The organism is Streptomyces sp. C (assembly GCF_000158895.1).
In the GTDB taxonomy this organism is placed as follows: domain Bacteria; phylum Actinomycetota; class Actinomycetes; order Streptomycetales; family Streptomycetaceae; genus Streptomyces; species Streptomyces racemochromogenes.
The window spans coordinates 1,331,307-1,340,308 of the sequence record NZ_GG657750.1 but is presented as its reverse complement, the minus strand read 5'-3'; the positions used below and the strand labels follow the sequence as shown (position 1 = coordinate 1,340,308).

The 9,002-nt window shown below is 71.6% G+C and carries 7 protein-coding genes and 1 riboswitch; of the genes, 3 read left to right on the top strand and 4 right to left on the bottom strand.

Annotated features, from left to right (window positions below; all coding sequences use genetic code 11):
* Positions 1-15: 15 nt before the first annotated feature.
* Positions 16-372, bottom strand: a complete 357-nt coding sequence (locus SSNG_RS05870) for a PRC-barrel domain-containing protein (protein ID WP_050779555.1) — start codon at positions 370-372, stop codon at positions 16-18.
* A gap of 123 nt (positions 373-495) precedes the next feature.
* Positions 496-594: riboswitch (glycine riboswitch) on the top strand.
* Between the two features lie 199 nt (positions 595-793).
* On the opposite strand from SSNG_RS05870, the gene gcvP reads away from it, so the two are divergent.
* Positions 794-3,679 (top strand): aminomethyl-transferring glycine dehydrogenase, encoded by a 2,886-nt coding sequence (gene gcvP, locus SSNG_RS05865; protein ID WP_007262886.1) that lies wholly within the window; start codon positions 794-796, stop codon positions 3,677-3,679.
* A 107-nt stretch (positions 3,680-3,786) separates the two neighbouring features.
* Here gcvP and SSNG_RS05860 read toward each other — a convergent pair whose 3' ends face one another.
* Together SSNG_RS05860 and SSNG_RS05855 are read right to left on the bottom strand one after the other, a co-directional pair.
* Positions 3,787-3,975 (bottom strand): DUF5999 family protein, encoded by a 189-nt coding sequence (locus SSNG_RS05860; RefSeq protein ID WP_007262885.1) that lies wholly within the window; start codon positions 3,973-3,975, stop codon positions 3,787-3,789.
* A 260-nt stretch (positions 3,976-4,235) separates the two neighbouring features.
* Positions 4,236-4,856, bottom strand: coding sequence for a hypothetical protein (locus tag SSNG_RS05855; RefSeq protein WP_007262884.1), 621 nt, complete (start codon positions 4,854-4,856; stop codon positions 4,236-4,238).
* 496 nt (positions 4,857-5,352) lie between these two features.
* Between SSNG_RS05855 and SSNG_RS05850 the strand changes: the two genes are divergently transcribed.
* Positions 5,353-6,888 carry a glutamate-cysteine ligase family protein gene (locus tag SSNG_RS05850; RefSeq protein WP_007262883.1) on the top strand — a complete coding sequence of 512 codons (1,536 nt, stop codon included), beginning with the start codon at positions 5,353-5,355 and terminating at the stop codon, positions 6,886-6,888.
* Between the two features lie 132 nt (positions 6,889-7,020).
* Positions 7,021-7,818 carry a CPBP family intramembrane glutamic endopeptidase gene (locus SSNG_RS05845; protein WP_007262882.1) on the top strand — a complete coding sequence of 266 codons (798 nt, stop codon included), beginning with the start codon at positions 7,021-7,023 and terminating at the stop codon, positions 7,816-7,818.
* A gap of 3 nt (positions 7,819-7,821) precedes the next feature.
* Here SSNG_RS05845 and SSNG_RS05840 read toward each other — a convergent pair whose 3' ends face one another.
* Positions 7,822-8,640 carry a PhzF family phenazine biosynthesis isomerase gene (locus SSNG_RS05840; RefSeq protein WP_007262881.1) on the bottom strand — a complete coding sequence of 273 codons (819 nt, stop codon included), beginning with the start codon at positions 8,638-8,640 and terminating at the stop codon, positions 7,822-7,824.
* Between the last annotated feature and the right edge of the window lie 362 nt (positions 8,641-9,002).

Below are 9,002 nucleotides of genomic sequence, written 5' to 3'. Positions count from 1 at the left end.
CTTTCGCCACACCCTTCAGGGGCTGTCCTGGGGGTGGGGGCGCTGGAAGTCGGAGGGGAGGGCCACGTCCAGGCCGTAGTGGTGGTAGAGCTGGAGCTCCTGCTCGGGGGAGAGGTGGCGGCCGACCCCGAAGTCGGGGGCGTCCTTGATCAGGGAGCGTTCGAAGGGCACGCGCAGGGCGTCGTCCACCACTTCGCTGGGTTCCAGGGGGACGAAGGCGTCGCGGCCGAAGAGGCCCGTCCGGACCGCGGCCCACTCCGGGACGCCCGTGGCGTCGTCGAGGTAGACCTCGTCCACGGTGCCGATCTTGGCGCCGTTGCGGTCGAACGCCTTGCGGCCGATCAGGCTGCGGGGATCGATGTCGGTCTGCACGGTCCCTCCGTACGGTCGCGGTGATGCACAGCTCATCCGTAATGACTACAGAAGGGCATATTCGAAGTGGGGGCCACTCGAGGGAGGGTCGAGATCCTCGCTGGTAGGCTGGGTGACGGCTGTTGACCCTGTGCGGGAGAGTCCTCCGAGTGAGTACGACGGAGGCGCCGAAGGAGCAAATCCTCCCCGGAATCTCTCAGGCATACGTACCGCACGTGACGAGGCCACTCTGGAAAGCAGGGGCAGGTGTGCCGGGCCCGCAGTACCGGTCCCTTCCCCTCACCGACGGTGAAAGCCGGAGCTCTCGGGCGAACCCCGCGACTCCGGTGAAGCTCTCAGGTTGAGATGACAGAGGGGGAGGCCGTCCGGGTGCCCGCGCCGTGGTGCCCCTCGCAGGTCATACGACCAGGAGGCCTCCGTTATGACCGCCAACCGCATTCCGCTCTCCCAGCTCGAGCGGGGCATCCCCTTCGAGCAGCGCCACATCGGCCCGGACGCCGAAGCGCAGGCGAAGATGCTCGCCCAGGTGGGCTACGGCTCCCTCGACGAGCTGACCGCCGCCGCGGTACCGGATGTGATCAAGACCGCCGAGGCGCTGAACCTGCCCGAGGCCCGCACCGAAGCCGAGGTGCTGGCCGAGCTGCGCTCGCTGGCCGACCGCAACCAGGTGCTCTCCTCGATGATCGGTCTCGGCTACTACGGGACCTTCACCCCGCCGGTGATCCTGCGCAACGTCATGGAGAACCCGGCCTGGTACACGGCCTACACCCCGTACCAGCCGGAGATCTCGCAGGGCCGCCTGGAGGCGCTGCTGAACTTCCAGACCCTCGTCGCGGACCTCACCGGCCTGCCGACCTCCGGCGCCTCCCTGCTGGACGAGGGCACCGCCGCGGCCGAGGCCATGTCGCTGGCCCGCCGCGTGGGCAAGGTCAAGGGCGGGGTCTTCCTCGTCGACGCCGACGCGCTGCCGCAGACCATCGCCGTGATCGAGACCCGCGCCGAGCCCACGGGCGTCGAGGTCGTCGTCGCCGACCTCTCCGAGGGCATCCCCGCCGAGATCGCCGAGCGCGGTGTCTTCGGCGTGCTGCTCCAGTACCCGGGCGCCTCCGGCGCGGTCCGCGAGATCAAGCCGGTCATCGACCAGGCGCACGAGCTCGGCGCGATCGTCACCGTCTCCGCCGACCTGCTCGCCCTGACCCTGCTGACCTCCCCGGGCGAGCTGGGCGCGGACATCGCCGTCGGCACCACCCAGCGCTTCGGCGTCCCGATGGGCTTCGGCGGCCCGCACGCCGGCTACATGGCCGTGCAGGCCAAGCACGCCCGCTCGCTGCCCGGCCGCCTCGTCGGCGTCTCCGTGGACGCGGACGGCAACAAGGCGTACCGCCTGGCCCTGCAGACCCGTGAGCAGCACATCCGCCGCGAGAAGGCCACCAGCAACATCTGCACCGCGCAGGTGCTGCTCGCCGTCATGGCCGGCATGTACGCCGTCTACCACGGCCCGGACGGCCTGAAGACGATCGCGGCCCGCACCCACCGCTACGCCGCCGTCCTCGCCGCGGGCCTGACGGCCGGCGGGGTCGAGGTGGCGCACGGCGCCTTCTTCGACACCGTCACCGCCAAGGTGCCCGGCAAGGCCGCCGAGGTCGTCGCCGCCGCCCGCGAGGGCGGGGTCAACCTGTACCGGGCCGACGCCGACCACGTGTCGATCTCCTGTGACGAGACCACCACCCGCGCCGACCTCGAAGCGGTCTGGGCGGCCTTCGGCGTCACCGCCGACGTCGAGGCCCTGGACGCGGTCACCGCCGACACGCTGCCCGAGGGGCTGCTGCGCTCTGACGCGTACCTGACGCACCCGGTCTTCCACCAGCACCGTTCCGAGACCGCGATGCTGCGCTACCTGCGCAAGCTCTCGGACAAGGACTACGCGCTGGACCGCGGCATGATCCCGCTGGGCTCCTGCACCATGAAGCTCAACGCGACCACCGAGATGGAGCCGGTGACCTGGCCCGAGTTCGGCCAGCTGCACCCGTTCGCCCCGGTCGAGCAGGCCGGGGGGTACCTCACGCTCATCAACGAGCTGGAGGAACGTCTCTGCGAGGTGACCGGCTACGACAAGGTCTCCATCCAGCCGAACGCCGGCTCCCAGGGCGAGCTCGCCGGTCTCCTGGCCGTCCGCGCCTACCACCGCGCGAACGGCGACGAGCAGCGCACCATCTGTCTCATCCCGTCCTCCGCGCACGGCACCAACGCCGCCAGCGCCGTGATGGCCGGCATGAAGGTCGTCGTCGTCAAGACCGCCGACGACGGCGAGGTGGACGCGGACGACCTGCGCGCCAAGATCGAGCAGTACCGCGACGAGCTCTCCGTCCTCATGATCACCTACCCGTCGACGCACGGTGTGTTCGAGGAGCACGTCGCCGACATCTGCGCCCAGGTGCACGAGGCCGGCGGCCAGGTGTACGTGGACGGCGCCAACCTGAACGCCCTGGTGGGTCTGGCCAAGCCGGGCCACTTCGGCGGCGACGTCTCGCACCTGAACCTGCACAAGACCTTCTGCATCCCGCACGGCGGCGGCGGCCCGGGCGTCGGCCCGGTCGGTGTCCGGGCGCACCTGGCCCCGTACCTGCCGAACCACCCGCTGCAGCCGACCGCCGGCCCCGAGACGGGCGTCGGCCCGATCTCCGCCGCCCCGTGGGGCTCGGCGGGCATCCTGCCGATCTCCTGGTCGTACGTCCGCCTGATGGGCGGCGAGGGCCTCAAGCGCGCCACCCAGGTGGCGGTGCTCGGCGCCAACTACATCGCCAAGCGCCTGGAGCCGCACTACCCGGTCCTCTACACCGGTCCGGGCAACCTGGTCGCGCACGAGTGCATCATCGACCTGCGCCCGCTGTCGAAGGCCACGGGCGTGAGCGTGGACGACATTGCCAAGCGCCTGATCGACTACGGCTTCCACGCGCCGACCATGTCCTTCCCGGTGGCCGGCACGCTGATGATCGAGCCGACCGAGTCCGAGGACCTCGTCGAGATCGACCGCTTCTGCGACGCGATGATCGCCATCCGCGCCGAGATCGAGCGGGTCGCCGGCGGCGAGTGGCCGGTGGACGACAACCCGCTCGCCAACGCCCCGCACACCGCTGCGGCGCTGGGCGGCGAGTGGAACCACCCGTACAGCCGCGACGAGGCCGTCTTCCCGGGCGGGGTCGTGGCCGCCGAGAAGTACTGGCCGCCGGTGCGCCGGATCGACGGCGCCTTCGGCGACCGGAACCTGGTCTGCTCCTGCCCGCCGCTGGACGAGTACGAGAACTGAGCCCGGCCGCTGATGCGGTGGGGAAACGCTGAAGGGGCCGGTCCAGGAGCTTCGAGCTCCGGGACCGGCCCCTTCGGTGTCCGTGCGGTGTTGCCGTGCGGTCCCTGTCACGCCGCCGCGAGCGGGCGGTGCGGGGCGATGATCTGTCCGTCCGGCAGCAGCTCACCGGTGTCCTCGAAGAGCAGGACGCCGTTGCACAGCAGGCTCCAGCCCTGTTCCGGGTGGTTGGCCACCGGGCGCGCGGCCTCCCGGTCGGCGGATTCTGATGACGGGCAGGCGGGCTGGTGCTGGCACATGGATGGGTTCTTTCGCTGCGGTGTGGTCTGTTCGCTACGGCTCGATGCGTGGTTCATGGCCGTCCCCCTGGGTCGTCCCCGCACCTGCGGGGAGGATGTCCTCAGTGTTCCCCCAGGACGGCTGCTTCGCAGGTATTTCCCGGCAGCTGTCCTCTTGGAATGAGGACGCATCACCCGTGCGGGCGGTTCAGGCCAACTCCCCTGTCATTTCGGGTGGTTCGCATTGGCCCGAGCGGACTAGGCCGAATGGGTCACCCGGATCAGGCCGCCGGGGCGGCGAGGGTCGGCGGGACCGGTGGGGCCGCCGGGGTCAGCCGGTGGATCATGACGGGCAGCAGCTCCGAGACGGGGTGCGGCCGGAAGGGCGCGATCCCGGGCGGGGCCGGAGCCAGGGGCACCAGCAGGTCCGCCGCGGCGGGGAGGCCGGCGGCGGCGTCGGCGCCGACCGCCCCGTGGAGCCACAGGGTCAGCATGTACAGCTCAGGTACGGACAGCAGCCTGGGCTGGTAGCTCTTGCCGAGTGACTCCGCCTGGCGGAGGGCGCGTTCGGTCGCGGCGACGTAGGGACCCTCGAAGAAGTGGGAGAAGGCCCAGCCGTCCGGGGTCAGCCGGGTGTCGGCCGCCGCGACGAAGCGGTCGCCGCTGCGGATCAGGAACCGCCAGCCGGTGAGGCGGGTGCGGGGCGGGCGGCCGCCGGCCGCGTGGCCGGACACGCTCAGGCGGTCGAGGACGTGGACCGGGAGCGGGAGTTCGGCGGTCAGCGGGCCCTGGACCGAGCGCAGGGCCGGGGTGTGTGCCTCGTGGACGGCGGTGGGAGAACCTAGTGCCGCGAGGACGCTGCGCAGGGCGGGCGCGGGAGCCGGGGGAACATGCAGCGGCATGGTGGGTCGCCTCTCACTTGGGAGACCTGTGGTGCGGGGGAAAGTGCGGACGGCGCTGTCGCATTCTGGGGTCAGAGGTGGGCTTTGGGGCAATGGCCGCGCGCCAACTCTCTGCCTCGTTTGCGGAGTTTATACGACATGTGTTCACGCAGTGTTTCGGCTAGCCGTCCCGCCTATTGCCGGCAAGGCGCCTTCCGGTCCCGCTGCCATGGTATTCATGCCGGATACACGCGGACATGCCGCGCTGACCTCGGAGGTTACCCCAAGGGTGCTCGGCTTGAAACCTTCGGCTATCGGGAATCGGCAAAGGCCAACGGGAAATTGCGTTCCGCGGGTTGCCAGGCGAATGTGCCGGAGCGCCCTTCGCGCCGTACCGGCGCGCGCTCCCCGCCAAGGCCACCCCGCCCCGCGTTATGGATCACGGTGCCTGGGCATCATCGACCGTGACGTGCGCCCGGGGGGACCGGGCCTGGCCCACTCGAGGAGGGACGCTTCGATGGGGGAGAAGGTCGTGGCAGGCGGATTCGACCTGTCCGATCGGCATCGGTATCGGAGGAAGCTTCACGAGTGCCTGGAGGGGCTGGAGCGGCTTCTGGCGGAGAAGAGGTTCGATCGCCCGAAGAACATGATGGGGCTGGAGATCGAGCTGAATCTCGCGGGTGCCGACGGTTTGCCGCGCATGGTGAATGCGCAGGTGCTGGAGCGGATTGCGAGCCCGGATTTCCAGACCGAACTCGGAATGTTCAACCTGGAGGTGAACGTACTCCCGCACCGGCTCGACGGGAGGGTATTCGACCAGCTCTCCGAAGAACTGAGCGCGGGACTCCACTACGCCCACCGGCAGGCCGCGGAGATCGATGCGGGCGTCGTGATGATCGGGATCCTGCCCACCATCTCCCGCGCGGACCTGGCCCTGGCCAACCTCTCGGCGGTGGACCGCTACTCCCTGCTCAACGAGCAGATCCTGATGATGCGCGGCGAGGACTTCCGGCTCGACATCGAGGGGGTCGAGCGGCTGACCTGGAACACCGGCTCGATCGTGCCGGAAGCCGCCTGCACCTCCGTACAGCTGCACCTCCAGGTCACCCCGGCCCGGTTCTCCGACGTGTGGAACGCGGCGCAGGCGGTGACCGCCGTACAGATAGCGGTGGGGGCCAACTCGCCGTTCCTGTTCGGGCGCGAGCTGTGGCGCGAGTCGCGTCCGCCGCTGTTCACGCAGGCCACCGACACCCGGCCGCCGGAACTCCAGGCGCAGGGGGTGCGGCCGCGGACCTGGTTCGGGGAGCGGTGGGTGGACTCGGTGTACGAGCTGTTCGCCGAGAACGTCCGCTTCTTCCCCGCCCTGCTGCCCATCTGCGACGAGGAGGAGCCGCTGCGGGTGCTCGCCGAGGGCGGGGTGCCGAGCCTGCAGGAGCTGGTCCTGCACAACGGCACGGTCTACCGGTGGAACCGGCCCGTCTACGGGGTCGCCGACGGGGTGCCGCACCTGAGGGTGGAGAACCGGGTCCTGCCCGCCGGGCCCACCGTGGCCGACGTCGTCGCCAACGCCGCCTTCTACTACGGACTCGTACGGACCCTCGCGGACGAGCCGCGCCCCGTGTGGACCCGGATGTCCTTCGCGGAGGCGGAGGCCAACTTCGACGCGGCCTGCCGGTACGGGATCGACGCGCGGATCCGCTGGCCGCGCAAGGGCCGGGCCGGGGGGCTGGTGAGCGTGCCCGCGGTGCGGCTGGTGCTGGACGAGCTGCTGCCGATGGCCGCGGCCGGGCTGGACGCCTGGGGCATCGAACCCGCCGACCGGGACCACTACCTCGGGATCATCGAGGAGCGGTGCCGGCGCCGGGTGAACGGGGCGACCTGGCAGGTGGAGACGTACCACCGCGCCCTGGCGGGCGGACTGGAACGCGACGCCGCCCTCGCGGCCACCACCCGGCGCTACAGCGAGCTGATGCACAAGGGCGACCCCGTGCACACCTGGCCCGTGGGCCTGGAGGAACAGGAGGTGGACGCCACCCGGGCGGTCCGCCGCTGAGGAGCCGGCCCGCTGCGCCGATCCGCCCGCTGCTCCGCCCGCTGCCCCGCCTGCCGATCCGCTCCCGCCGATCCGCTCCCGCCGCCGAGGAGGCAGTATGGGGTGGTGGTCGGAACGGGACGGGAGTCAGGCGTGCGGGTCGAGCCGGAGCCGGTGGTCGTGGAACTGCGCGAGGACGGGCGCCGGGTCCTGCGCACCGAGACCCTGCTCGTGCTCGCGCTGTCGCTGGGCGCGAGCGGGGTCTCGGCGCTGATCAGCTTCATCGGCTCGCTCACCAAGCCGGGCGGGCTCAAGGACCAGGCGGCCACCCTCAACGGCTCGTACGCGCCCGGGCGGCCGTGGCTGGACCTGGCCTGGCAGCTGTTCGGGATCGCGACCGCGCTGGTCCCCGTACTGCTCGTCGCGCACCTGCTGACCCGCGAGGGCGCGCCCGGGCTGCGGGTGCTGGGCTTCGACCGTACCCGGCCCGGCCCGGACCTGGCCCGGGGCGCGCTCGTGGCCGCCGGCATCGGCAGCGCCGGGCTCGCCTTCTACCTCGCGGCCCGGGCCACCGGCTTCAACCTGACGGTGGTGCCGGAGGCCCTGCCCGACGTGTGGTGGAAGTTCCCCGTGCTGATCCTCTCCGCGGTGCAGAACTCCGTGGTCGAGGAGGTCATCGTGCTGGCGTACCTGCTGCGCCGGCTCGGGCAGCTGGGCTGGTCGCCGGCCGCCGCGCTGCTCGCCAGCTCCCTGCTGCGCGGCTCGTACCACCTCTACCAGGGCGTCGGCGGGTTCATCGGCAACACGGTGATGGGCGTCGTCTTCGTCCTCGCCTACCGGCGCTGGGGCCGGGTGGGCCCCCTGGTCGTCGCGCACGCCCTCCTCGACGTCGTGGCCTTCGGCGGGTACGCCCTGCTCGCGGGCAAGGTCGGCTGGCTGCCGACGCCGTAGCCCTCAGGGGGCGGTGAGCAGTTCGCCGTCGAGGACGGTGACGGCGCGGCCCGTCAGGAGGGTGCGGTCGCCCGCGAGGCGGACCCGGACCAGGCCCGTGCGCGTCCCGCCCTGGAGGCCGGTCAGCTCGGTACGGCCCAGACGCGCCGCCCAGAAGGGGGCGAGCGCGGTGTGGGCGCTGCCCGTCACCGGGTCCTCGTCGATGCCGACGGCGGGGAAGAAGCCGCGCGAGACGAAGTCGTAGCCGCGGGAGGGGTCCTCGGCCGGTGCGGTGACGATGACCCCGCGGCGCGCGTAGGCGCGCAGGGCCGCGTGGTCGGGCGCGAGCTCGCGCACGGTCCGCTCGTCGGCCAGTTCCACCAGCAGGTCGCCGATGTGCTCGGCGGTGTCGTGGAACGACTTGGCCGGTGCTCCCAGCGCGCGTTCCACCGCGGGGACCGGGTCCAGCGGGGTCAGGGACGAGGTCGGGAAGTCCATGGTGACGGTCCCGTCCCCGGCGACGTCGGCGGTGAGGATCCCGCAGCGCGCGGCGAAGCGGACCGGGCCCCGGGCGAGGCCGGCGGCGGCGATGACGTGCGCGGTCGCGAGGGTCGCGTGACCGCACATGTCCACCTCCGCGGCCGGGGTGAACCAGCGCAGGGCCCAGTCGGCGTCGCCGCCGGGCGGCAGCGGGTGGGCGAAGGCGGTCTCGGAGAGGTTCACCTCGGCGGCGACCTGCTGGAGCCAGGCGTCCGGGGGGAAGCCGCCGTCGAGGAGCAGGACTCCGGCGGGGTTCCCCTGGAAGGGGCGGTCGGTGAAGGCGTCGACGATTCGGATGCGCATGGGGCCGACCGTAGGGGGGTTCTCCGCGTACGGACAAAGGCCAATCCGGGGTGACTGGCCTGGTCAGGGCCAGGGACGGGGCGACAGTCGGCGATAGTTTCCGATATATCGTTGACGCATCGCGATGGATCAGCGATAGTGAAGAAGTCGAAACGACGACTGGCATGACGGACATGGCAGGGATGACGAAAGGAGCGCAGTGATGCGTTCACGCGGACAGTACGACCACGGACACGACCGCGGACGGGGCCACGGCCACTGCGGGCCGGACCGTCGGGAGGAGTTCAGGGGCCTGCGCGCCGCCTTCGGTCCGTTCGGGCCGCCCTTCGGGGGTGGGCCCTTCGGCGGGCGGGGCGGGCGCG